19 protein-coding genes are annotated in these 23793 nt (G+C 72.6%); 9 read left to right on the top strand and 10 right to left on the bottom strand.

Annotated elements, in window-relative coordinates:
* Positions 1-58: 58 nt before the first annotated feature.
* The gene (locus AC2IPW_RS07290; RefSeq protein WP_486376580.1) at positions 59-1618 is read left to right on the top strand and encodes an ATP-dependent DNA ligase; all 1560 of its coding nucleotides are present in this window, start codon (positions 59-61) and stop codon (positions 1616-1618) included.
* Positions 1619-1622: 4 nt separating this feature from the next.
* Here the strand turns inward: AC2IPW_RS07290 and AC2IPW_RS07285 are convergent, their stop codons facing one another.
* Both AC2IPW_RS07285 and AC2IPW_RS07280 read right to left on the bottom strand, forming a co-directional pair.
* Positions 1623-2282: an enoyl-CoA hydratase-related protein gene (locus AC2IPW_RS07285; RefSeq protein WP_203011522.1), complete on the bottom strand. Its 660-nt coding sequence runs from the start codon at positions 2280-2282 to the stop codon at positions 1623-1625.
* Positions 2279-2932, bottom strand: coding sequence for a TetR family transcriptional regulator (locus AC2IPW_RS07280; protein ID WP_486376579.1), 654 nt, complete (start codon positions 2930-2932; stop codon positions 2279-2281). The genes AC2IPW_RS07285 and AC2IPW_RS07280 overlap by 4 nt, the downstream gene beginning before the upstream one ends.
* 173 nt (positions 2933-3105) lie before the next feature.
* Here AC2IPW_RS07280 and AC2IPW_RS07275 point away from each other — a divergent pair, with 173 nt between their 5' ends.
* The 4 genes from AC2IPW_RS07275 (at position 3106) to AC2IPW_RS07260 (ending at position 7736) form a co-directional block, all read left to right on the top strand.
* A complete protein-coding gene (locus tag AC2IPW_RS07275) occupies positions 3106-3921 on the top strand; it encodes a mycofactocin-coupled SDR family oxidoreductase (RefSeq protein WP_486376578.1) in 816 nt (271 codons plus the stop codon).
* Between the two features lie 97 nt (positions 3922-4018).
* The gene (locus AC2IPW_RS07270) at positions 4019-4768 is read left to right on the top strand and encodes an ABC transporter permease (RefSeq protein ID WP_289378270.1); all 750 of its coding nucleotides are present in this window, start codon (positions 4019-4021) and stop codon (positions 4766-4768) included.
* 90 nt (positions 4769-4858) lie between these two features.
* A complete protein-coding gene (locus tag AC2IPW_RS07265; protein WP_486376577.1) occupies positions 4859-6487 on the top strand; it encodes a LuxR C-terminal-related transcriptional regulator in 1629 nt (542 codons plus the stop codon).
* Between the two features lie 115 nt (positions 6488-6602).
* Positions 6603-7736: a flavin-containing monooxygenase gene (locus AC2IPW_RS07260; protein WP_486376576.1), complete on the top strand. Its 1134-nt coding sequence runs from the start codon at positions 6603-6605 to the stop codon at positions 7734-7736.
* 23 nt (positions 7737-7759) lie between these two features.
* On the opposite strand, the gene recD is transcribed toward AC2IPW_RS07260, so the two are convergent.
* From recD to AC2IPW_RS07240, 4 genes are all read right to left on the bottom strand, one after another.
* Complete coding sequence (gene recD / locus AC2IPW_RS07255; protein ID WP_486376575.1) at positions 7760-9628, bottom strand: exodeoxyribonuclease V subunit alpha; 1869 nt, start codon at positions 9626-9628, stop codon at positions 7760-7762.
* Positions 9625-12921: a UvrD-helicase domain-containing protein gene (locus AC2IPW_RS07250; RefSeq protein ID WP_486376574.1), complete on the bottom strand. Its 3297-nt coding sequence runs from the start codon at positions 12919-12921 to the stop codon at positions 9625-9627. The genes recD and AC2IPW_RS07250 overlap by 4 nt, the downstream gene beginning before the upstream one ends.
* Complete coding sequence (recC, locus tag AC2IPW_RS07245; protein WP_486376573.1) at positions 12918-16214, bottom strand: exodeoxyribonuclease V subunit gamma; 3297 nt, start codon at positions 16212-16214, stop codon at positions 12918-12920. The genes AC2IPW_RS07250 and recC overlap by 4 nt, the downstream gene beginning before the upstream one ends.
* 114 nt (positions 16215-16328) lie before the next feature.
* Positions 16329-16826, bottom strand: coding sequence for a DUF2505 domain-containing protein (locus tag AC2IPW_RS07240; RefSeq protein ID WP_040781399.1), 498 nt, complete (start codon positions 16824-16826; stop codon positions 16329-16331).
* A gap of 66 nt (positions 16827-16892) precedes the next feature.
* Here AC2IPW_RS07240 and AC2IPW_RS07235 point away from each other — a divergent pair, with 66 nt between their 5' ends.
* Together AC2IPW_RS07235 and AC2IPW_RS07230 are read left to right on the top strand one after the other, a co-directional pair.
* Complete coding sequence (locus AC2IPW_RS07235; RefSeq protein WP_003935037.1) at positions 16893-17225, top strand: ArsR/SmtB family transcription factor; 333 nt, start codon at positions 16893-16895, stop codon at positions 17223-17225.
* A complete protein-coding gene (locus AC2IPW_RS07230) occupies positions 17222-17704 on the top strand; it encodes an SRPBCC family protein (protein WP_003935038.1) in 483 nt (160 codons plus the stop codon). The genes AC2IPW_RS07235 and AC2IPW_RS07230 overlap by 4 nt, the downstream gene beginning before the upstream one ends.
* 26 nt (positions 17705-17730) lie before the next feature.
* Here the strand turns inward: AC2IPW_RS07230 and AC2IPW_RS07225 are convergent, their stop codons facing one another.
* Complete coding sequence (locus AC2IPW_RS07225; RefSeq protein WP_371384496.1) at positions 17731-17931, bottom strand: hypothetical protein; 201 nt, start codon at positions 17929-17931, stop codon at positions 17731-17733.
* A 219-nt stretch (positions 17932-18150) separates the two neighbouring features.
* On the opposite strand from AC2IPW_RS07225, the gene AC2IPW_RS07220 reads away from it, so the two are divergent.
* Together AC2IPW_RS07220 and AC2IPW_RS07215 are read left to right on the top strand one after the other, a co-directional pair.
* Entirely contained in the window at positions 18151-19806 is a 1656-nt protein-coding gene (locus tag AC2IPW_RS07220) for an alkaline phosphatase D family protein (RefSeq protein ID WP_003935040.1), read from the top strand.
* 25 nt (positions 19807-19831) lie between these two features.
* Positions 19832-21454 (top strand): FAD-binding oxidoreductase, encoded by a 1623-nt coding sequence (locus tag AC2IPW_RS07215; RefSeq protein WP_486376572.1) that lies wholly within the window; start codon positions 19832-19834, stop codon positions 21452-21454.
* Here AC2IPW_RS07215 and AC2IPW_RS07210 read toward each other — a convergent pair.
* The 3 genes from AC2IPW_RS07210 to AC2IPW_RS07200 form a co-directional block, all read right to left on the bottom strand.
* A complete protein-coding gene (locus AC2IPW_RS07210) occupies positions 21441-22664 on the bottom strand; it encodes an EAL domain-containing protein (RefSeq protein WP_053085911.1) in 1224 nt (407 codons plus the stop codon). The genes AC2IPW_RS07215 and AC2IPW_RS07210 overlap by 14 nt on opposite strands.
* 80 nt (positions 22665-22744) lie before the next feature.
* Positions 22745-22951, bottom strand: coding sequence for a hypothetical protein (locus AC2IPW_RS07205; RefSeq protein WP_003935043.1), 207 nt, complete (start codon positions 22949-22951; stop codon positions 22745-22747).
* Between the two features lie 234 nt (positions 22952-23185).
* On the bottom strand, positions 23186-23656 hold the full coding sequence (locus AC2IPW_RS07200) for a nitroreductase family deazaflavin-dependent oxidoreductase (protein WP_054373424.1): 471 nt from the start codon (positions 23654-23656) through the stop codon (positions 23186-23188).
* Positions 23657-23793 lie beyond the last annotated feature (137 nt).

Here is a 23793-nt window from a genome sequence, read left to right as displayed (position 1 = left end):
GCGCCGGAACCGGCGGTGAAACCGCGCCGGAAGCGGCGGTGGTCGGTACGGTCGGAACGTGCTCTTCTCGACGATCGTCGCCACCTCGCAGGCCGTCGGCGCCACCCGGTCGCGGCGGGCCAAGGTGGAGGAACTGCGCACCCTCCTCGCCGTCCTCGACCCCGGGGAGGTCGAGCCCGTGGTGTCGTGGCTGGCGGGTGAGCCCCGTCAGGGCCGGATCGGCGTGGGCTGGCGCACCCTCGCCGGGTCCCGCATCGACCCGTCCGAGGAGCCGTCGCTGACCGTCTCCGACGTGGACCGGGCCTTCACCGAGCTCGCCGGTCTGTCCGGGGCCGGCTCGACGGGGCGGCGACGCGAACTGCTCGCCGGCCTGCTCGGCGCGGCCACCGCCGAGGAACAGGATTTCCTGGTGCGGCTGCTGACCGGGGATCTGCGGCAGGGTGCGCTCGACGGGGTGATGACCGACGCGGTAGCCGCCGCGGCCGGTCTGCCGGCAGAGACCGTGCGCCGGGCGTTCATGCTCTCCGGCCGGCTGCCCGCGACCGCTGCGGCCGGCCTCGGCGGCGGCGCGGACGCGCTCGCCGCCTTCCGGCTGGAGGTGGGCCGGCCGATCCGGCCGATGCTCGCCGCCCCGGCCCAGTCCCTCGCCGGCGCATACGACGAGTTCGGCGGTGAGGTCAGCGTCGAGTACAAGCTCGACGGCGCCCGCATCCAGGTGCACCGCCAGGGTGAGACGGTGCGGGTGTTCACCCGCACGCTGCGGGAGATCACCCGCAGCGTCCCCGAACTCGTGGAGCTGGTCGGCACACTGCCCTGCACGTCGGTCGTGCTCGACGGCGAGACCCTGGCACTCGACCCTGCGGGCCGGCCCCGGCCGTTCCAGGAGACGATGAGCCGCTTCGGCGCCGAATCCGCACACGAGCTGTTATTGCACCCGTACTTCTTCGACTGCCTGCACCTCGACGGCACCGACCTGCTCGACGCGCCGCTCGCCGACCGCCTCGACGCTCTGCAGCGGGTCGCGCCGGACCACCGGATCCCGGGCGTGTTGCGGCCGGACGACGCCACCGCGGATGCCCAGTTCGACGCGGCCCTCGCCGCCGGGCACGAGGGTGTCGTCGTCAAGGATCTCACCGCCCCCTACGCGGCGGGCCGGCGCGGCCGCGCCTGGCAGAAGGTCAAGCCGGAGCACACCCTGGACCTGGTGGTGCTGGGCGCCGAATGGGGTTACGGCCGTCGCACCGGCTACCTGTCCAATCTCCATCTGGGCGCGCGGGATCCGGACGGCGGCGAGCCGATCATGGTGGGCAAGACGTTCAAGGGACTGACCGACGCCCTGCTGCAATGGCAGACCGAAGAGTTCCCGCGGCACGAACGCAGCCGCGACGCGCACACGGTGTACCTGCGCCCGGAGCTGGTCGTGGAGATCGAACTCGACGGCGTTCAGGTCAGCCCCCGCTACCCCGGCGGGGTGGCGCTGCGCTTCGCCCGCGTGCTGCGCTACCGCCCCGACAAGACCGCCGCCGAGGCGGACACCGTCGACGCGGTGCGCGCACTGCTACCGGGACCGGATTCCGCTCCGCGTCAACCGATTCCGTCCGATCACGGACGTTCGTGACCGGTCACGCCCGGCCCTGGGCGAGCACGTCGACCACGGCCGCGTACATGGTGGACTTGATGGCGCCGAGGGTGCCGGGGTCCTTGCCCGCGAGCGGGGTGACGAGTTCGACGGCGGCGTCCAGGACGCCGCCCGCGCCGGCCGTGCGGTCGACCAGGCCGGCGGCCTCGGCCTCGAGGCCGCCGTACCGGTGACCGGTGGTCATCGCCGTGACCGCGGTCTGCGGGGTCAGCTTGGCCTGGATCAGCGCGGCCATGCCCGGCGTGAACGGGATGTGGATGTCGACTTCGGGGAAGCAGTAGTAGCCCCGGTCGGCGCGCATCACCCGGTAGTCGTGCGCGACGGCGAGCATGGCGCCCGCCCCGAACGCGTGCCCGACCACAGCGGCGACCGTCGGCAGCGGGAAGGTGAGGATGCGGCCGAAGAGCGCCTGCACCCGGCCGACGTACCACTGCGCCCGATCACCGTGCGCTGTCAGCCATTCGAGGTCCAGGCCGTTCGAGTAGAACCTCCCCGTCGCCGTGGTGACGAGTGCGTGCGCGTTCTGCTGCACTTCGTCGAGGAGCCGATCGACGGTGTCGAGCCAGTCGGGAGAGAACCGATTCTCGTCGTCGCCGAGGTCGAGGACGGCGATCTTGTCCCGGTAGGTCAGAGTGGCGGTCATCGCGGGCCTTTCGTGTGGCCGCCGCGCCCGGGTGGCGCGGGCGGAGGATCGAGGGCGAGAACCGCGCGGACCGCGGCCTCGAGACGGCGGCGCATGGCCGCGTCGGGCACACGCCGGCGCCGGAGCAGCAGACCGGTGGGCAGACCGACGACACAGTCCTCGACGACCGCGACCGCACGCGCGTCGCCGCGGCCCCACAACGCCCGGGACAGGCGGACGAGCAGCGCGACCAGAATCGAATCGAGCCGGCTCAGCTCCGCGGCGACGTCCGCCGGCGGGTCGGACCCGAGCAACTCCTCGCGCCGGACGGTGAGCAGGAGACATGAGGACTCGGGGAACCGGGCGGCGAACGCCGCAGGGGCATCGGCGGCGGCGACGACGGCGTCGATCCCCCGGTCCGGCGTCGACGCGGAGCCGAGAACCTCGTCGACCGCCGCGCGCTGCAGGTCGAGGAAGCGGTGGGCCGCGCGCAACCAGGCCCGGCCGACCAGACCACCACGTGAGCCGAAGGCGTGGTACAGAGCCCCGTTCGACATCCCGGTGGCCGCGGCGACCGCGCGCAGCGTCACGGCGCTCGCACCCCCGGCCACCACCAGGTTCTCGGTGACGTCGAGAACCTCGTCGAGGTCGTGGATGCGGGGACGGGGCACAGCGGGACCGTAACAGAACATTCGCTCTGTTACCAGTGGGTAACCGAACGCCGCGCCCGCTCGGGCGCGCGGCACCGTGCGCCTTCCCGGGTCGCAGTCCCGGTGAGCGGAAACCGCGGTACCGTCCCCGTTTCGAGCCGGGAGAATCCGCGTCCGACACCGAGGAGGCAAACATGGAGACCGCCGGCCGTTTCGAGAAGAAGGTCGCCTTCGTCACCGGCGCGGCGCGCGGTCAGGGCCGCGCCGAAGCCGTGCAGTTCGCCAGCGAGGGCGCCGACATCATCGCGATCGACGCGTGCACCGACTTCGCCTCGACCGCCTACCCGGGCGCGACGGAAGAGGATCTCGCGGAGACGGTGCGTCTGGTCGAGAAGACGGGCCGTCGCATCGTCGCCACGACCGCGGACGTGCGGGACTTCGACGCACTGTCGCGGGCCCTGGCCGACGGCGTCGAGCAGCTCGGCCGCCTCGACGTGGTGGTCGCGAACGCCGGCATCTGCTCGGGCGCACTGTCCTGGGAGATCACCCTCGCGCAGTGGCGGGAGACCGTCGACGTCAACCTCACCGGCGTGTTCCACACCGCGAAAGCGGCCGTGCCCCATCTGATCGAGCAGGGCGAGGGCGGAGCGGTCGTCTTCACCAGCTCCGTCTCGGGCCTGAAGGGCACCCCCTTCACGGGTCACTACGTCGCCACCAAGCACGGCATCACCGGCCTGGCGAAGACGATGGCGAACGAATTGGGCGAGCACCGGATCCGGGTCAACACCGTGCACCCGGCCGGTGTGGAGACCGGCATGAAGGTCGACGACCTGCATCCGCTCATCGCGAAGTACGCGAGCACCCTCGGCCCGATCTACATGAACTCCCTGCCCTACGAGATCCTGCAGCCCGAGGACGTCGCTGCCGTCGTCGCGTGGGTGTGCTCCGACGAGGCGAAGTACATCACCGGCGCGCAGATCCCCGTGGACCTCGGGAATCTGATCCGCTGAACCCGCTGGCGGTGGGCCGAATGTCACATCGGTTCGATTCGATCGAACGCATGTCACATTCGGTCACCTCCCGCCCCGGGCGGATACGCTCCGCAGGGTGACCTGGTCGTCCGAGCTGGCACCGACCCTCGTGGGGCTGGCACTGCTCGTCGGGGTGACGACCGCGGTGCTGTGGGGCTACCGCGCCCCGCACCACTTCGCGCCGGCGCTCGCGGTGCTGCGGGGCGCCGTGCAGCTGGCCCTGATCAGCGTGGTCCTGTCCGGGGTGATCACGAATCCGATCTGGGTGGGTGCCGCCCTGCTCGTCATGTTCACGGTGGCCGCTCTGACCGCCTCGCGCCGGATCGGCTGGAGCCCGCAGCACGTGGCCCTGGTGTCCGGTGCGATGGCACTCGGGATCGCCGTGACCCTCACGATCGTCTTCGTCACCGGCACCATCGAGTTCTCCCCTCGGTACGTGCTGGCCATCGGCGGCATCGTCGTCGGCAACGCGATGACCGTCGCGACCCTCACCGGGCGTCGCTTCACAGAGCTGACCGGGGACAACTGGGACACCGTCGAGGGCTGGCTGGCGCTCGGTGCGACGCCGCGGCAGTCCACCCGCGAGCTCACGCGCCTCGCCGTCCACTCGGCGTTGATCCCGTCGACCGACCAGACCAAGACCACCGGGCTGGTGACGCTGCCGGGCGCCTTCGTCGGCGCGATCTTCGGCGGTGTCTCGCCGCTCGAGGCAGGACGCTTCCAGATCGTCGTCCTCGCCGCGATCATGGCCGCCGGCACGATCACCGCCGTCGTCCTCGTCTCCGGCCTGGCACCGGTCCGTACCCGGCCCCGCCTGCCGGACTGATCTCTCGCTGCGCACCCGGAATCGGGGGCCGGTGGGCGTAGGATCGCAGGCAACCACTCGGTGCACGCTCGGTCGCCGCAGGGAGCGAGGATGGGCCCGACGACGGTGCTCGGCCACGCGCGGGCAGCGTTCCACGCGCGCGACTGGACGCGGGCGTTCGACAGGTTCCGCGCCGCCGACGCGCACGAGCCCCTCACCGCCGACGATCTCGATCTGTTCGCCCGGTCCGCGTACCTCGTCGGCCGGGACGACGACTGCGTGACGCTGTACGAACGGGCGTTCCGGGCGCACGTCGAGGCCGACGACCCCGAACGCGCCGGACGCAGCGCGTTCTGGCTCTGCTTCCTGCTGATGAACCGTGGCGAAGTGGCGCGCGCCGGCGGTTGGCTCGCCCGCGCGCAGCACCTGACCGAGCCCGGCCGCCCGGACTGCGCAACGCGCGGGTTCCTGATGCTGCCGGCGGCGGTGCAGGACATGCATGCGAATCGTCCGGCCGACGCGCTGCCCGCATTCACCGCCGCCCAGGAGATCGGCCGGTCCTGCTGCGACGCCGACCTCGTCGCGTTGGGCACCCTCGGCCTCGGGCAGTGCCGCATCCTGCTCGGCGATGTCACCGGCGGTCTCGCCGCGCTGGACGAGGTGATGGTCGGCGTGACCCTCGACGAGGTCTCCCCGGTCGTCGCCGGTCTGGTGTACTGCGCGGCGATCGAGGCCTGCCAGGGTACCTACCAGCTGCAACGGGCCCGGGAATGGACGCGGGCACTCGGCCGCTGGTGCGACGCCCAGCCCGGCCTCGTCCCCTTCCGTGGACAGTGTCTCGTGCACCGCGCGGAGATCCTGCAACTCGAGGGCGCCTGGGCGGAGGCCATGGAGCTGGCCCGGCTCGCGTTCCGGCGGCTGTCGGACCCGCCGGGGCAACCGGCCGTCGGCATGGCCCGGTACGAGCAGGGTGAACTGCACCGGTTGCGCGGCGAGTTCGACGAGGCCGAGGAGGCCTACCGCCATGCCGGCCGGCTGGGCCGCGAGATCCAGCCGGGTATGGCGCTGTTGCGTCTGCGCCAGGGTGACACCGACGCGGCGCTCGCCGGGATCCGGCGGGCGCTCGGCGAATCCTCACCCCTCCACCGCCCGCGGATGCTCGCCGGTCACGTGGAGATCGCTCTCACCGTCGGCGACGTCGCGGCCGCGCGCCGCAGCGCCGACGAACTCGCGGCGCTGGCCCGCGACCAGGCCGCTCCGGCGTTGAGCGCGATGGCCGAGCAGGTCACCGGCGCCGTCCTGCTCGCCGAGGGGGCACCGCGTGCCGCACTCGAGCGGCTGCGCCGCTCGTGCGGACTCTGGCGCGAGTTCGAGGCGCCCTACGAATGCGCTCGGGTGCGGGTGCTGCAGGGCCGCTGCTGTGACGCGCTCGGTGACGCCGAGACGGCGCGGCTCGAGTACGAGGCCGCGGCGGCGACGTTCCGGGACCTGCACGCCGAGCCGGACCTGCGGGACCTCGCACGAATTCCGGCGCGGCCGGTCGGGCGGGGCCGGCTGACCCCGCGCGAGGTCGAGGTGCTGCGGGCGGTCGCGACGGGGAAGACCAACCGGGCCGTGGCCCGGGATCTGGTGCTGAGCGAGAAGACCGTGGCGCGGCACCTGAGCAACATCTTCACCAAGCTCGACGTGCAGTCCCGGGCGGCCGCGACGGCCTACGCGTACGAGCACCACCTGCTCTGAGCTGCACAGAACTACCCATCCGGATGCGCGGCCGGCTACACACTTCGCCCGACGCGGCCGGCGGCGCCGGCGCCTAGCGTCGTCCGCACAGCCCCCTCGAGCCCCGGAGTTTCCGATGACCACCGACAGCGCACCCCGACAGATCGACACCGTCGTGATCGGCGCAGGCCAGGCGGGTCTGTCCGTCGGCTACCACCTCGCCCGGCACGGCCGCCCCTTTTTGATCGTCGACGCGAACCGTCGGATCGGCGACAACTGGCGCAGCCACTGGGATTCGCTGCGCCTGTACAGTCCCGCCGGATACGACGGCCTGCCCGGCATGCCGTTCCCCGGCGATCCGCACCGGTTCCCGACGAAGGACGACGTCGCCGACTACCTCGAGGCGTACGCCGCGCGGTTCGATCTGCCCGTGGCGGGCGGCACCCGGGTGCGGCGGTTGTCGCGCGACGGCGACCGCTTCCTCCTCGACTGCGGGGACACGCGGATCGAGGCCGGCAACGTCGTCGTCGCGACCGGCACGTTCGGCCGCACCCCGAGCATCCCGGAGTTCGCAGCCGAACTGGACCCACGGATCGTGCAGCTGCACTCGAGCGAGTACCGCAATCCGACGCAGCTGACCGACGGCCCGGTGCTCGTGGTGGGCGCCTCCCACTCCGGCGGCGACCTCGCATACGAGGTGGCGACGTCCCATCCGACGATCCTGTGCGGCCGCGACACCGGGCAGCTCCCGGTGCGGATCGAGAGCCGCCGGATGCGGGTGCTGTTCCCGGTCCTGTGGTTCGTGTGGGGCCACGTGCTCTCCGTACGCACCCCCCTCGGCCGGAAGGTGCGGGAGCACGAACGCCGGCACGGCGCACCCCTGCTGCGGGTCAAGCGGGAGGATCTCGCGGAGCTCGGCGTCGAACGCATCACCGAACGGGTCACCGGGGTCGTCGACGGGCGTCTGGTCCTCGCCGGCGGGCGCGTCCTCGATGTGACGAACGTGTTGTGGTGCACCGGCTTCCGGCAGGTCTACGACTGGATCGACCTGCCTGCGCTCGGCCCGGACGGCTGGCCGCTCGAGGAGCGCGGGGTGGTGACCACCGTCCCCGGCCTGTACTTCACCGGGCTGTGCTTCCAGTCGTCGTTCCGGTCGATGCTCGTCGGCGGGGCCGGCGCGGACGCCGGGTACGTCGTCCGGCACCTCGTCGGCCACCGCGCACCCGTCGACCCGATGTCACATCGCTTCGATCCGATCGAACCGATGTGACATTCGGCCACGCCGTGCGGGGGTCAGGCGCGCGGCTGCCGGCGCAGTCCGCTGGCTCGCAGCACCCGCCGCTCGACCCCGGCACGGACCGCCTCCTCGGTGCCGATCAGGCGCACGTGACCACGCGCCCGCGTGATCGCGGTGTACAGCAATTCGCGGGTCAGCAACGAGGATTCGGGCGGGGGCAGGATCACCGAGACCGTGCCGTACTGGCTGCCCTGGCTGCGGTGGATCGTCATGGCGTACACGGTCTGCACGGCCGACAGCCGACTGGGGTGGAGCCGGAACGGTTCCTTGCCGCGGGCGAACGCCGCAACGGGTTCACCGTCCGCGTCGACGACCACGACGCCCGTGTCGCCGTTGTAGATGCGCGTCTCGTGATCATTGGCGGTGACGAGCAGCGGCTGACCCGGATACCAGCGCTCGGTGTCGAGCCGCCGGCCGGTGTCGGCGGCGATCCACTCCATCGCCCGGCGCGCCCACCACTGCACACCGTAGGGACCCTCGCGGTGTGCGCACAGCAGGCGGTGCGTCTCGAACTTCTCGAGGGCGGTCACGTCGTCGCCCGCGACGGCGGCGGCGGTGACCGTCGCGGCGGTGGAGACGACGTCGCGGCGCAGGGCCCCGAGGTCGTCCGGGGCGTGGAAGGACACCTCGGCGCCACCGCCGTCGAGGATCCGCATGACCGCGTCGGCGTCACCTTCCCGCACGGCGACGGCCAGGTGCGCGATGTCGCCGCCGAACCGCCGGCCGCGGCTGAGCCGGATCACGCCGCCGCGCAGCCGGTTCCGCTCCCCCGGTGAGAGCGACGCCTCGGCGGGGTCGTCGCCGGCGTCGAGGTCGGGTCCGACGACGCGCCCGAGGACCGGGTTTCCCGCCGCGGTCACGGGACGGGCGACGAGGTCGGCCAGGACGGCGCCGGCATCGACCGACGTCAGCTGGTCCGGATCGCCCACCAGGATCAGCCGGGTCCCGGAACGGACGGCCTCGAGCAGCCGGCACATCATGGTCAGCGACACCATCGACGTCTCGTCGACGACCACGACGTCGTAGGGCAGGTGGTTGCCGGCGTGGTAGCGGTACCTGGTGCGGCCGCGCTGCCAACCGAGCATGCGGTGCAGGGTCATCGCGGACAGATCGGCGCGCAGCCCCAGCGGCCCGGCCTGCTCGCGGACGGATTCCTGCAGCCGGGCCGCGGCCTTGCCGGTGGGCGCGGCCAACCCGATCCGCAGGGCGGGGCCGTGCAGCGCGGTCAGCAGCGCGAGTATCCGGGCGACGGTGTGGGTCTTGCCGGTGCCCGGCCCACCCGCGATGACCGTAGTCCACCCGGTGGCGGCCAGCGCCGCGGCGATGCGCTGCCGGTCCGGGGCGGCGGACGGGCGACCGGGATCGTGCTGGTCGCGGAACAGCTCGCGCAGTCCCCGCTCGAGCGCCGCCTCGTCGACGACGGGATGACCGAGCCCACGGGCGTCGAGGATCCGCCGGACCGTTTCCTCCTGACGGAAATAGCGGTCGAGGTACAGCAGCGGACCGTCGGCGGTCTCGACCAGGCACAGCGGACGCAGCGGGCCGCGGTCGCCGCCGACGACGAGTGGGCTGCGCCGCAGGCCGGCGACGACGGCGTCGTCGTCCGGCCACGGCAGCGCCGCGAGATCCACCTCGGCGGACTCGTCGACGGTGATCTCCCGCAGCCGGGTCAGGTCCAGGCACACCGAACCGGCGCGCACGGCGCGCACGGCCAGCGCGGTGGCGAGGTGTACCTCCTCGGCGGTCTCCCCCGCCAGCTGAGCGAGCCGCAGCGCGACGTGCACGTCGGCGGCCGCGAGCACCCCGGCCTCGTTGAAGGCCCGCAGAGCACCCTTGCCGCGCTGGGCCACCTGGGCGTCGGTCACGGAATCTCCTTGCCTGCCAACAGATCGGACAGTGCGACGACGAGAGCGGGCGGCGGCGTCCAGTCGAACACGCCGCAGCCCGCCGGGGTCTCCGGACCGACCATGCCGCGCACGAACAGGTACTGCACGCCGCCGAGATGCACGGCCGGGTCGTAGCCGGGCAGCCGCCACCGCAGGTACCGGTGCAGGGCGGCGGCGTACAGCAGCGCCTGCATCGGATAGTGGGCGCGCAGCATCTCCTGCGCCATCCGGTCCCGGGTGTAGTGGGCGGTGGTGAGTTCCTCCGGTCCGAGGCGGTTCGTCTTGTAGTCGACGATCACGAACCGCGGCTCGGTGCCGTGGATCCGCAGCACCGAATCGATGCTGCCGGTGAGATAGCCGCGCAGCGGGGTGGGCTCGAGAGTTGCGACGAGATCGGCGTAGGAGACGAACGGGTCGTCGGCGGGCAGGTGCGCACGCAGCAACCGGGCGACACCGTCGAGGGTGACGGTGGTGGCGACCGGATCGTCCCCACCGGCGAGGGGCAGCTCGAAGTCGAGTTCGGCGAGGCGGTCGGCCGGGGCGATGTCGGCGAGAGTGCCCGCGTCCCCGCCGAGCGGGGTACGCAGGACCGGCAGCAGTGCCGTCGCCAGCTCCTCGGGGTCGACGTCGGAGAACTGTTCGGCGACGGTGTCGCGGCAACAGCGCAGCAGTTCCGCGCCGAGGTCGGCGGCAGCGGTGTCGACGACTTCGAGCACCGCGTGCACGAGTGTGCCGAACACCGCCCCGCCGGGCAGGGCGTTCATCGGGGACACGATGCCGTCACTCGGCACGTCGGCCGGCAGCAGCGGCGGTTCCTCCGGTTCGTCGACGGGCACCGGCTGCTCCGTCTCCGCACGCACCTGGGGTTCGTCGTGGGCGGCGGCGGTGAGGGCGGTGTACGAGGTGCGCCGCCAGGCGTCGTCGAGCTCGCGGTCGAAGCGTGCCGCCTCGAGGTCCACGACGGTCTCACGCGGACGCACCCACGTGACGGTGGGGATCGGCGCCGATCCGACGGCCTCGACGGACACCGATCCGGCAGCGCGGTCGGCCCACGCGTCGAGTTGCTGCGCCACGATCGGGTCCTCGGGCACGCGTGCCTTGGGAGCGATGTCGGACGTGCCGGGTGCCCGGCCGAACAGCAGGCGGTGCAGCGGGGCGCCGGGGGTGCCGTACCCGGGCGCCCACCACAGCACCAGGTGACAGCGTGCGCGGGTCAGCGCGACGTACAGCAGCCGCAGTTCCTCCCCGGCCACCTCGTCGTCGTGGCGCCGGCGACGGTCGCCGTACCCGGGGCTGCCCTCCCCGCCGACGTCGAGGATCCGGCGCCCGGAGTCGTCGTGGAGCAGGAGCCGGTCGGGTTTCGGCCGCACGCCCGACTCCCACGCGAACGGCACGTAGACCACGGGAAATTCGAGTCCCTTGCTGGCGTGGACGGTCAGCACCTGTACCGCGGCGGCGTCGCTGTCGAGCCGGCGGCTGCGGTCGGCGCGGGCCGTGCCCGCCTCGGCGATCCGTTCGGTCAGCCAGCGGGTCAGGGCGGTGACACCGAGCGCCCCGGCCGCCGCGGTCTCGTCGAGCAGCTGCGCCAGGTGCCGCAGATCGGTCAGTTCCCGTTCACCGCCCGGCCAGCCCAGCAGCCGCGGCTCGAGGGCGCAGGACGCGGCGAGGCGCTCGAAGAGGGCGGCGAAGCCGGATCGCTCGAACACGAGGTCCAGCTCGCGCAGCAGGGTGCCGAGCGCGGCCACGAGCTCGTCGCCCCGGGTGTCGACATCCACGGCGGTGTGCCCCATCAGGGAGGTCAGGGCGGCCAGACGTACCCGGTCGGGGCGGTGCGGCTGCTCGAGCGCCTGCAGCACCCGCAGCCATTCCTGCGCGGCGGGGGTCGCGAAGACGCTGGTTCCTCCCGCGAGCACGGCCGGGATCCCGGCGCCGGTGAGGGCACGGTGCACGAGGGCGACCTGCGCGTTGGTCCGGACCAGGACTGCGACGTCGCCGGGTTCGACGGATCGCCGGCCGACGCCGAGGTCGACCGTGACCTCACCCCCGAGCAGCGCCGCGATGTCGGCCGCGACGTCGCGTGCCACCCGTGCCTGCAACGCCGGGGCCTTCGGGAAACCGGAGGCGCCGCACGGGCCGGCCCCGGCACGCGGCAGGTGCCGCAGCCGCAGCGGCACTGCGCCGGCGATCCGGGACGGCGGCTGCGCAGCCTCGACCCGATGCGCGACGATCCGCGGGTCCCCCAGGGCCGCACCGCCGTACAGGTGATCGAGGGCCGCGAGCAGGTTCCCGTCGCTGCGCCAGTTGCGGACCAGTTCCTGGTGCTCGTCGGCGAACTCCATTGCGCCGAGGTAACTGAGCACCTCGGCGCCGCGGAACGCGTAGATGGCCTGTTTCGGGTCGCCGACGAGGACGAGGGTCGTGCGGCGGTGGAAGGCGCTGCGCAGGATCTCCCACTGCAACGGGTCGGTGTCCTGGAATTCGTCGACGAGCACGACCCGGAACCGGGAGCCGATGCGGTGGCACGCGGCCTCGCCGTGCTCGGGATCGGTCAGCACCGCGTGCAGCAGCGAGAGCTGGTCGTCGTAGTCCCGCAGACCCGCGAGGCGTTTGCGGCGGTCGACTTCGGCCCGCACGGCCCGGGCGAACTCGACGCGTTCACCCGCGGGCGTGCCGTCGGCACCCTCGGGGGCGAGCGTGGCCTGCGGGTCGAAGATTGCGGCACGCGCGGCTTCCGCGGCCTCCGCGTGCGAGATCGGTGCCGCGTCCGCGCGGCCGTACCGGCGCAGGTACAGGTCTGCGACGACCTCGGCGGTCAGGTCTTCGACGTCCTCGACGAGTACCGCGGCGGAATCGCGTTCGCCGGCGATGCCGAGCTCGTCGAGCATGCGCTGGCAGAATCCGTGCGTGGTGGCGATGGTGGCGGCATCGAAGTCGGACAGGGCGCGCAGCAGCCGGCGCCGGTGCGTGGTCACGTCGCCGTCGGCGAGGTGCCGGATCAGCTCGTCGGGATGGCGGCGGGCGGAGTCCGGGTCGGCCAGCGCCCGCGCGGCGGCGGCGAACCGGTCCCGGGTGCGTTCGCGCAGTTCCTGCGTAGCGGCGCGGCTGAACGTCACCAGCAGCAGCTGCGACAACTCCGCTGTGCCCTCGGCGACGAACCGGGTGGCCAGGCCGACGAGGGCGTAGGTCTTGCCGGTTCCCGCGCTGGCCTCGAGCACGGTGGTGCCCGTGGGGAGCGTTCCCAGCAGGTCGAACTCGGACACGGTTCGGGTCACGGGCGCCCCTGGATCTCGTTGGACAGCAAGGGCTCCCAGAGGCGGCGCGCGAGAGCGCCGAAACGGGTCGGCTCGCCGTGCCACGTCTGCTCGTCGTCGCGGGCGGCGACGGCCGTCAGGTCCCGCAGCGCCACCCCGGGGCCGTGCAGGTAGGTGAGGTGGCGGTCGGTGCGTTCGCCGTAGGTGGAGCCGAACTCCTGGGCGGCGGCGTCGAGTCCCATCTCGACGGAGTCGCCGCGGTGGCGGCGCTCGGCGTACTCCGCGGCGGCGGCGGTGGCGATCGGCAGCGGTTCGTGCAACCCGCGGTCGCGCAGGTCCACGAGCCGGGCGAGCTGCTCCACGGCGTCGGCCGGGGCGTTGATCGTGGACCGCCAGGCCGGGGTGCTGCGGAACCGCCCCCGGCCGGTGGTGATCGCCTGCCACTGTCCCGGCCGGTCCGACGCGGCGACGGCGAGCAGGTGCACCCAGGCGATGAGGCGGTGTTTCGGCGCCAGGCGGGAGAAGGTGCTGCGGGCGACGACGGCGCCGTGGACGCCGCCGACCGTACCGGTCAGGCGCCGGCCGTCGCCGAGGTCGACGTTCACGTCGACGGTGTCGGCCGGTCCGGTGTAGATCGGCCGGCACACCGCCACCAGGGTGTCCACGGTGGCGGCGACGTCGTCGAGCGCGAGTTCACCGAGCCGGTACGGCGGCAGGGTGCCGCGCCGCCATTCGGCGGCCCGGAAGTCCGCGGGGTCCGTGCCCGCGAGCAGCGCCTCGAGCATGCGGTCGCCGAGATCCCACCGGGCGAGCGGGTCGAGGCCGACATCGAGGGCGTCGGCGATGTCCTCGTCGCGGTCGGGCACCCGCACCCCGAGGCGCTGCCGCAGGAACGCCTGGGTGGGGTGGGTGACGAACGCGACGAGGTCGGCGAGGTCGACGTCGGTGCGTGCGGCGGGCGCGAGCGGCCGCTGCAGCACGCCGGGACGCTGCTTCGCCGGATGCTGCGCGGCACGCGCTCCCGCGAGTGCGGCCCGGTCGAAGCTCAGCGGGCGATCGGGCCGGAAGTTACGCGGATCGAACGGCTGCAACGGATGCCGGGTGAGGACGTCGGCCATGCCGTCGGGACCGACCATCGTCTCGACCACGTCGCGCAGTTCGCTGAGCGGGATCGCCGGGGGGCGGCGGGCACCGGTGACCGGGTCCGCACCGGTGTAGAACAGCAGCAGCGTCTCCCCCGCCGACATGACGGCGTCGAGCAGCAACTGTCGATCCTCGCTGCGCGGATCACGTTCCCCCAGGCACGGATTCACTGCCAGCACGTCGTCACCGTCGATGTGCGCGGAGCGGGGGAAGTTGTCGTCGTCGAGGCCGAGCAGGACCACGACCCGGTGCGGCACCGACCGCATCGGCACCATCGTGCACACGGTCAGCTCGCCGGTCCGGAAGTTCGCGCGCGTCGGGCGGGCCGCGAGCCGGGCCGTCAGCATGGCCCGCACATCGGCCAGCCGCAGCGGCGCCGGCCCGGCGTGCTCGACGGCGGCCGCGAGTTCCCGGTGGGCCTGGGCGAGCTGCCAGGCGTCGGCGGGATCGACATCGGTCAGCAGATCCAGTGCGCGGGTGAGGGCGTCGGCCCACTGCGCGGCCGGCTGGGGACCGCGCAGGCCGTGCAGTGCCACCGTGAGCCGGTCGATGTACTCGGCGAACCGTCCCGTCAGGTCGATGTCGTTGCTCTCGACGTCGTCGAGCGGGAGCGTGAGTCCGAGCCACTCGCTCTGCGACTCGTCGGCGGCCGCGCCGAGGAGGATCCGGTCCAGGGCCGTGCCGAACGTGTTCTGCGGGAAGTCCCCGAGGCCGAAAGTGTTTCGCTGTCCTCTGCCGATGCCCCATCTGGCCCCGGCGGCGGCGGTCCATTCCTGCAGCCGTTCGAGGTCGTCGTCGACGAAGCCGAACCGCCGGCGCACCGGCGCGGCGCCGGCGAGGTCGAGGACCTCGCTGGCGGTCACCCGCGCGTCGGCGAGACCCACGAGCGTCGCCACGACCGCCAGCACCGGGTTGGTGCGGCGCAGGCCGCGGTCGGCGAGGCGCACCCGCAGCCGGTGTCCCGGGTGCCCGGAGGTGTCGAGCCGGGCGGCGGCGCCCTGGCCGAACGCGGCCTGCACGAGCGGCGCGTAGGTCTCCACGTCCGGGCACATGACGAGCACGTCGCGGGGTTCGAGACTCGGATCGTCCGCGAACAGGTGCAGCAGGCACTCGCGCAGCACCTCCACCTGCCGCGCCGGACCGTGACAGGCGTGGATGCGAATCGTGCCGTCGGCGGCCGCGGAAGGGGCCGGGGGGCGGTCGGCTCGGAGGTCGTCCTGCAGGCGGCCCAGGAGCGTGTCCGGGCCGGTCCCGCCGGGGTGGTGCACGTCGGCGACTCCGGGACCGGCCAGGTGCGCGCGTAGTTCGCGCACGTCCCGGGCCAGGCTCGCCAAGAGGGGGTGCTGCACGGCGAGGGCACTGCGGTCGTCGGCGCGACGACGAACCGGCGCCGCGGTCGCCTGTCCCTCCCACATGGCCGGACTCGGATGCGGAATCCACAGGTGCACATCGCGGTTCGCGGCGACCGCGGACAGCACCGCGCACTGGGCCGCGGTGAGCCGGGTGAGGCCGAACAGCGACAGCCGTGCCGGCCAGTCCACGAGCTCCGGCTCGGCGCGCAGTCGCGTGCAGGCGGCGGTGAGCCGCTCCGCCGGGCTGTCGTCACCGAGGCGCGCGCGCAGCCGCCGCCACAGCTGGGCCTGCCACAGGAGGTGTTCGGCGAGCCCGTGGCCGGTGCCGTCCGTGTCGCGGCCGGCGGCCCAGTCGACGAGCATCTCCGGGCGTTGCGTCGCGTAGCTGCGGAACAGGCCGGCCAGGTGGGCGGCGGTGGCGTAGCGACGGCCGGTGCGGTGATCGACGCCGTCGCGGCCGAGATGCCGGGCGAGGACGGTGCACCACGGCTCGTCGAGGCAGTCGTCGACGACGTCGAGCAGCGTCCACAGCATCCGGTCGGGGTGCCACGGGTCGTCCGCCGCCGTCCGGCCGGTGGCGGCGGCCAGCGCCTCGTCCACCAGCCGTGCCGGCGACGGGTGGTCGATGTTGGCGGCGACACCGTCACCGCAGGTGCCACCGAGCACCGTCGACAGTCGCTGCGTCAACCACCGCTCGACCCCCTTGGCGGGGACGGCGACGATCTCGCGGGCGAACGGGTCGGGGAGCGGCACGACGAGCAGTTGGGCGAGCGCGGCGGCCAGGGTGTCGGCGCGCTCGGCGCGGTGCAGCGTCAGCACGCGGGTCCCCTCGTCGCTCGATGTGTTCCGGTCCTGCACCGGCTTATCACACCCCGCCGACAGCGCTCGCCGCGGCGGCTGCGCGTCACGCGCTGCCGGACGGGTCGGGGCAGGTCAGCGCGACAGCCACGCCGCGATCGCGATCCGATCGTGCTCGACGATCTGCCGGACCATCCCGTGCACCATCGACTCGATCCGGCCGCCGAGGAGCGGGATCCGGACGACGACCTGCCCCTGCACGTCGACGTACGTCCCACCGGTCCGGCTCGTCCGCAGCCGGGATCGTCCTTCGAGGGCGACGGGCAGGCCGGTGGCTCCTCCGGACAGCAGCCCCTCGGCCACGTCGTCGACCAGCGGACCCCATTCGTCGGTGCGCTCGACGATCAGCGGCCCGCGGAGCATGCCGCGCACGATCGATGGCAGCTCCGACGGTTCGGACCGGTCCGTGACAGTCACCCGCACGCTGCCCGGACCGTGCGGTTCCTCGACGATCGCGGTGGCGCTCGCCCGGTCCGCCACCCGGTCGAGCCAGTACCGCTCGTCGGTCAGGACCGCGTGCACGTCCCGGACGTGGTGGTCCAGTTCGGTTGTGAACGCGAAGGACTTCGGCATGAACTGCACAGTATCGGCCCGCCGGGACCGTTGACAGGGCTCCGCCGCCCTGCAACACTGAACCTGATGGTTCAGTATTCGAGTCTCGATGCCACGTTCGCGGCGCTGTCGGACCCGACCCGGCGCGGGATCCTCCAGGACCTGCGCGCCGGACCGGCCTCGATCAGCGACCTGGCCGCCCGGTACCGGATGACACCGACCGGGATCACCAAACACGTCCGGCTTCTCGAGGAGGCAGGTCTCGTCGTCACCGAGAAGAAGGGCCGCGTGCGCCACTGCCGGCTCGGCACCAACCGGCTCGAGCACGAAGCGGACTGGATCCGCGACCACCAGCAGATGATCGAGGGCCGCATGGACCGCCTTGCGGAGTTCCTCGACCGAACGAAAGGAAAGTCATGACAACCACGAATCCCTCTGCCCCGCTTACCGTCACGACTCCTCACGAGCGGGAGATCCGGGTCGAGCGCGTCTTCGACGCCGACCGCGACCGCGTCTGGGCCGCCTACACCGACCCCGAGCTACTCGCCCAATGGTGGGGCCGGGGCAACCGCCTCGACGTCGAACGCTTCGAGTTCGAACGGGGTGGACACTGGCGGTTCGTCGAGCACAGCGACGGCGAAACCCACGGATTCGAAGGACGATTCCGGGAGATCACCCCCAAGGACCGCATCGTCCAGTCCTTCGAGTGGGACGGCATGCCGGCGTACGTCGCCATCGACACCGCGACGTTCGAAGACCTCGACGACGGCCGCACCCGCGTGGTCACCGTCTCGCAGTTCCACACCTCCGAGGAACGCGACGGCATGCTGAACTCCGGCATGGCCGAGGGTCTCGGCCAGAGTTACGCGGCACTGGACGCCCTGCTCGCCCGGACGTGACCGGGCTCGGCGCCCGCGGCGCGGGCTCAACGACCGGAGGCGGTGTCGCCCTCCTCGTCGACCTCGTCGGTCCCCGACTCGACGAGGTCGGCGAACGCCGTGCCCGACACCGTTCCCCCGGTTCCGGGCAGCGTCACCGTGGGGCGCGCGCCCGGCTCGTACCGGCGCTGCATCTCCTCCGCCTGCTCCGACGCCCGACGCTTCGTATCCTCGTCGATGTTCTCCAGTGGGTCCTCGGACCTGCGCTGAGTACTCAACTGCTTCGCTCCGTTCCCCTTGCGGTGCTCTCGTCCGCCGGTCACCCGGCATCCCACACGATCCTCCGCATCGGCACCCGGCACCACCCCCCACGACGAATCGGCCGAGCCGGACCGCGCAGACCCATGCACCAGTAGGCTCGTGCGCATGGCTGTAACGCCGAGCCGAATTCCGATGTAGGTGGCGCCATGACAGAACTCGTCCTGGGTCCGGTCCTGCGGCACGTCGGTCGTCACGACGCCACCGTGTGGGTCGAGACGTCCGGACCGTGCACCGTCGAGATCCTCGGCCACCGGGAGCACACCTGGACCGTTGCCGGTCATCACTACGCACTGGTGGTGATCGACGACCTCGAGCCCGGCTCGACCACTCCGTACGAGGTCCGCCTCGACGGACATCCGGTCTGGCCGCCTCCCGACTTCCCGGCGTCCGTCGTCCGCACCCTCGGCACCGGCCGCCCCCTCGAACTGATCTTCGGTTCGTGCCGGTTCGCCACCACGGCCGCCACCGAGAACGACGACAAGCTCGGCGCCGACGCGCTCGACGCGTACGCGCAGCGCATGACGACCCGGGCACCGGACCGCTGGCCCGACGCGCTGCTGCTCCTCGGCGACCAGGTCTACGCCGACGAACTGTCCGAGCAGACCCTCGCGCGGCTCCGCGAGCACCACGACCTGGACGAGCCTCCCGGCCCGCAGGTCCGCAACTACGAGGAGTACACCTGGCTCTACGCCGAGTCGTGGTCCGATCCCCACGTGCGCTGGCTGCTGTCCACCGTCCCCACCTCGATGATCTTCGACGACCACGACGTGCACGACGACTGGAACACCTCGCAGTCCTGGCGCGACCAGGTCGAAGCCACCTCGTGGTGGGAGGAACGCATCGTCGGCGCGCTCGCGTCGTACTGGGTGTACCAGCACCTCGGCAACCTCGACCCCGCCGAACTCGCGGGCAACGAGCTGTACCAGCGCGTCCGCAAGTGCGACGGGGATGCCGAGCCGCTGCTGCGGGAGTTCGCGTCGGCCGCGGACGAGGAGGCCGACGGCGCGAAGGGCACCCAGTGGTCCTTCCGGCGCGACCTCGGAAACGTCCGGTTGCTGGTGATCGACTCGCGCTGCGGCCGGATCCTGGCCGGTGGCCGTCGCGAGATGGTCTCGGAGCCGGAGTTCTCCTGGATCGAGCGGCAGACGCAGGGCGACTACGACCACCTGCTCGTCGGGACGTCACTGCCGTGGCTGCTGCCGCGGGCGCTGCACGACCTCGAGTCCTGGGACGAACGGCTCGCCGCGGGAGTGCGCGGAAAACGGGTCGCCCGCTGGGCGGAGATCGTCCGCCGCGGCGCGGACCTCGAACACTGGGCGGCCTTCCGCGACTCGTTCGACCGGCTCGGCCGGCTCTTCGCGGATATCGGCCGGGGCCGTTGCACCGGACCGTCCGGCCGTCCGCCCGCCACGATCTGCGTGCTCTCGGGCGACGTGCACCACGCCTACGTCGCGCAGGCGTGGTTCCCGGATCCGATGTCGACCCGGGTGTACCAGCTGACCTGCTCGCCCTTGCACAACTATGTGCCCGCCGCGGTCCGGGTGGTGTTCCGCATCTCGTGGAGCCGGGCGATGGAACGGGCTGTGCGCTTCGTGCTCGGTCGGGTGTCGGAGGTGCCCCCGGTGCCGGTCGAGTGGACCCGCGCGACCGGCCCGTTCTTCGGCAATCAGATCGCGACGCTGCGCCTGGCCGGCCGGGCCGCGCATCTGATGCTGGAACGTTCCGGACGGGCTCCGCGCGGACCCGTGGGCTTCACCACCACCGCCGACCTCGTGCTGTCGGCGCCCGAGGCCACGTCGTGAGACCGCGTACCGCGATGCGGGCGTCATGACGCGGACGCGTTCGTGGTGGGGCTGGGGCACCGTCGAGGACGCGGTACGCGGCGCGGAACTGCAGGAGCTGATCGCACGTGCCTCGGCCCTGTTGCCCGGCGCCGACCTGACGGACCACCCACCACCCGACGTCCGGTCGCTCGGACTGCCGCCCGCGCGCATCGCCGCGCCCGATTCCCTTGCACCGCTGTGTTCCTCCGACCCGGTGGACCGGGCTGCCCATACCCACGGCCGCGCGTTCCGGGACGTGGTCCGGAACCTGCTCGGCGACCTGCGCCATCCGCCCGACCTCGTCGTGCGACCGAGCAGCGAAACCGAGATCGTGGACGTGCTGGACTGGTGTGCCCGGGCGCGCGTCGCGGTGATCCCGTTCGGCGGCGGCAGCTCCGTCGTCGGCGGTGTCGAGCCGCGACTGGACGGCGACTTCGCCGGTGTGGTGAGCCTGGATCTCACCGGCCTCGAGGGGGTTCGGGAGATCGACCCCACGAGCCGGGCGGCCCGCATCGGGGCGGGCACCCTGGGCCCGGCGCTCGAGGACGGCCTGCGCCCGTCCGGTCTGACGCTGCGCCACTTCCCGCAGTCCTTCGAGTTCTCCACCCTGGGTGGCTGGCTGGCGACGCGTTCGGGAGGTCACTTCGCGACCGGGTACACCCACATCGACGATCTGGTCGAGTCGATGCGGATCGTCACCCCCGCGGGCCCGTGCGAGTCGCGGCGCCTGCCCGGCTCGGGAGCGGGTCCGTCACCGGATCGCCTGTTCCTCGGCTCCGAGGGGACGCTCGGAATCGTGACCGAGGCCTGGATGCGGCTGCAGCCTCGCCCCCGGTGGCGAGCCGACGCCTCGGTGCACTTCGCCGACTACGGCGCGGCGGTGGCCGCGACGCGCGCCGTCGCCCAGTCGGGGCTGCAGCCCGCCAACTGCCGGCTGCTGGACCCCGTCGAGGCGTTCGTCAACGCGGGCACGGCGTCCCCCGGCGGTGTCCTCCTGCTCGCCTTCGAGTCCGCCGATCACCCCGTGGACGCGTGGTCGGACCGCGCAGTCGAACTGTGCCGCGAGCACGGCGGCACGCTGCCGGAACCGCCGCGGCATTCGTCCGGGGACGGGACCGACACGGACGCCGCGGGGCGGTGGCGGTCGTCGTTCCTGCGCATGCCGTACCTGCGCGACGCCCTGGCCGCCCGGTCGATGATCGTCGAGACCTTCGAAACCTCCTGTACCTGGGACGTATTCGACACCCTGCGGGAGGCGGTGCACGACGCCGCGAAGGAGGCACTGCGGCGGGCGGGCGCGACGGGGGTGGTCGCATGCAGGTTCAGCCACGTGTACCCGGACGGCCCCGCCCCCTACTTCGGCATCTACGCCGCGGGCCGGTGGGGCAGCACGGTGGCGCAGTGGGACGACATCAAGGCCGCCGTGTCGGAGGCGCTGCTGACCGCCGGCGGCACGATCACCCACCACCACGCGATCGGCCGGGATCACCGGCCCTGGTACGACCGCCAACGTCCCGACCCGTTCGCCGCGGTCCTGCAGGCGGCCAAGTCCGTTCTCGACCCGGCGGGCATTCTGAACCCGGGGGTCCTCGTCGATCCCGCGCCGAGCCGTCCTACGCCGAGGTGAACCGGTCCAGGATCGAACGGGCACATCGCACCACGGTGCCGCGGTCGTACGAGACGACGTAGTCGAACTCGCGATCGAGGTCGTCGGTGCCCCGATGCAGGTCCACGGCCGACAGGACGCACGCGAAGTACGGGCCGAGGACGACGACGTTCCACTCCTCGACCAGGGGGTCGTCCGGGTCGAGCGACGCGTGGTGGATGCCCGCCTCCGCACAGGGGCCGAGGCCCACGCCGTACACGCCGGCGTACGCGATCCGCTCCGCCATGTACTGCCAGCGGGCACGGGTGCGCTCACTGAAGTTCCGCGCGTACTGGAACGTGCCGAGCACGATGGTCTCCGCCCCCGCGGCCCCGGCCTGCTGCTCGAGACTGGTGCTCATCGCGACCAGGAGGCGCTTGAGGCTGTGCACAGGCCGGCGCCCTTCCGTGGCGATCGCGAAGGGTGTGCTCGCCTCCGCGGCGAGGTCGCTGCGGACGGGGGTGGACGGGAAGGGATCGACCTTCTCTTCCGCGAGCTGTTCCGGGGCGTCGACTGCGGGATAGAGCGCCCCGAGCCCGTAGGTGGCCCCGAGCGCAAGGGCCCGTCGCCGGCACGGTTCCGAGTCGACGCCGTCCGCGATCACGAGCGCACCGGTCCGTTCGACCTGCGCGGCCACGGCGTGCGCGGCACGGGCCGTGGCGTCGTCCGCGCGACGAGCCGACAGCCGCGGGGCCAGGACGATCACGTCCGGTTCGACGAGCGGCAGCAGGGCCAGGGACTGCGGACGCGACCCGACGTCGTCGACCGCGACGACCTTGCCGCTGCGACGGGCGTCGGCCACCGCACGCAACGTCCGCGACGGATTGGCGATCAAGGACTCCTCGGTGATCACCACGACGTCGCGCCGCAAACCTTCCGCGTCGGGGACGTCCAGGGTCTCGACCGATTCGAGGTCCATCGCCACCAGCGCGGGAACGTTCCGGATCGGTCTCGACTGCGCGACGGACCACTTGAGGCAGTCGAGGTGCCGCTTCTCGCTCATCGTCCGTGCCGCCGCCCGCAGCGACTCTGCAGTGGCGAGCGGTCCTCCCGCGGGGCCACGCAACTGGACCTCCACCGCCGCCAGCGCGCCCGAGTCGAGCCGGCGCACCGGCGCGTAGAAGGGCGTCACCTGCAAACCGACGGTCTCGGGAACCGCGGGCCGGGTGGGGTCGGCGAGGACGAACACCATGAGCCCAGCGTCGCACGCCCGTCCTGCTCCGCAAAGGCGGGCCAGGGACCGGTCCCGGCCTTCCCCAGCCGGGACCGGGATCAGACGGCGGCGACGAGCACCGCGGCCAGACCGCCGACGAGCACCACCACCGAGAGCCCGATCAGAAGCGATCCGGCGATGGACGCCGCTACCAGTCCCCCACCGACGCCGAAGAGCGTGAGCAGGATCCACCCGACTTTCGGGCTCTCGACGAGCGACGCGGCCCGTTCGCCGGAGATCTCGGGGGATGCCGGTGTGCTCGCCATGGTCACGTCCCAACCTCGTGCGCACCGCACGGCCCTCACCCGACCGTTGCTGCTGATGCTCGTGAGCCTGCCGTGCACGAGCATTCCCCCTTCGGGTGACGTTCCCACCGTCACTCAGATCACCGAACGGCAACATTCGGTCACGAACGAATAACAGGCCCGGGGGCGGAGTCCGAGTTCCCGTCGGATTTCTCGCCGACCGACTCGTCTACCCGCCGCACCGCACCCGAGCACTCAGTTCCCGGGCGTGCGATCGGGGGTGAGTTCGAACACCGGGTGGCGGTCGGCCTCCGCCTCGAATTCCTCCGTCGAGGCATCCTTGCCGGCCCGGAAGTAGTCCCGGGTGGCGGACGCGACGCCGACGTACTTCCGCAGGACCGGCGCGGCCTCGTGCGCCGGCACCTCCCGGACCGTGTAGTGGCGGGTGCGGAAGCGGCGGGTCAGGCCCACGCGGCCGGCAGCGCGCGCGTTGAGCACCCACGGCACCACACCGTAGGGCGCCACCAGCCAGCGCCGGTCTGCATGCTCGACGACAGTGACAGGGTTGGCGCGCGTGCGGCCGGTGCGACGGCCTCGGGTGGTCAGCAGGTACGAATGCGGAACGATGCCGGCCCGCACCAGGGCGCTCATCACGACGTTCTCCACGCGGTGGGTGCGGCCCCTGCGATATCGGCGAGGCTCGCCGGGCCCGGAGTCGGACTTCACATCGCACTCCTCTGTGGGGAGGACAGGTGAGCCGGGCTCGCGCACCCGCGCCGCGCCGCCGGACTCGTCCACTGCACGTTCGCCTTCGGACACATGGATGTCAACCGGGAGACCAGGCATCGGACGGGCCTGCGCGG

It is taken from the genome of Rhodococcus sp. NS-SX18, assembly GCF_057367935.1.
The sequence above is the reverse complement of the archived record's forward strand: the minus strand, read 5'-3'. Positions and strand labels throughout refer to the sequence as shown.

Bases quoted from the DNA above. Each gene is read 5' to 3' on its own strand.
- AC2IPW_RS07285 (WP_203011522.1), bottom strand. From the start codon at position 2,282: ATGACCGCCACTCTGACCTACCGGGACAAGATCGCCGTCCTCGACCTC.
- AC2IPW_RS07275 (WP_486376578.1), top strand. From the start codon at position 3,106: ATGGAGACCGCCGGCCGTTTCGAGAAGAAGGTCGCCTTCGTCACCGGC.
- AC2IPW_RS07265 (WP_486376577.1), top strand. From the start codon at position 4,859: ATGGGCCCGACGACGGTGCTCGGCCACGCGCGGGCAGCGTTCCACGCG.
- AC2IPW_RS07260 (WP_486376576.1), top strand. From the start codon at position 6,603: ATGACCACCGACAGCGCACCCCGACAGATCGACACCGTCGTGATCGGC.
- AC2IPW_RS07240 (WP_040781399.1), bottom strand. From the start codon at position 16,826: ATGCCGAAGTCCTTCGCGTTCACAACCGAACTGGACCACCACGTCCGG.
- AC2IPW_RS07235 (WP_003935037.1), top strand. From the start codon at position 16,893: ATGGTTCAGTATTCGAGTCTCGATGCCACGTTCGCGGCGCTGTCGGAC.
- AC2IPW_RS07230 (WP_003935038.1), top strand. From the start codon at position 17,222: ATGACAACCACGAATCCCTCTGCCCCGCTTACCGTCACGACTCCTCAC.
- AC2IPW_RS07220 (WP_003935040.1), top strand. From the start codon at position 18,151: ATGACAGAACTCGTCCTGGGTCCGGTCCTGCGGCACGTCGGTCGTCAC.
- AC2IPW_RS07215 (WP_486376572.1), top strand. From the start codon at position 19,832: ATGACGCGGACGCGTTCGTGGTGGGGCTGGGGCACCGTCGAGGACGCG.
- AC2IPW_RS07210 (WP_053085911.1), bottom strand. From the start codon at position 22,664: ATGGTGTTCGTCCTCGCCGACCCCACCCGGCCCGCGGTTCCCGAGACC.
- AC2IPW_RS07205 (WP_003935043.1), bottom strand. From the start codon at position 22,951: ATGGCGAGCACACCGGCATCCCCCGAGATCTCCGGCGAACGGGCCGCG.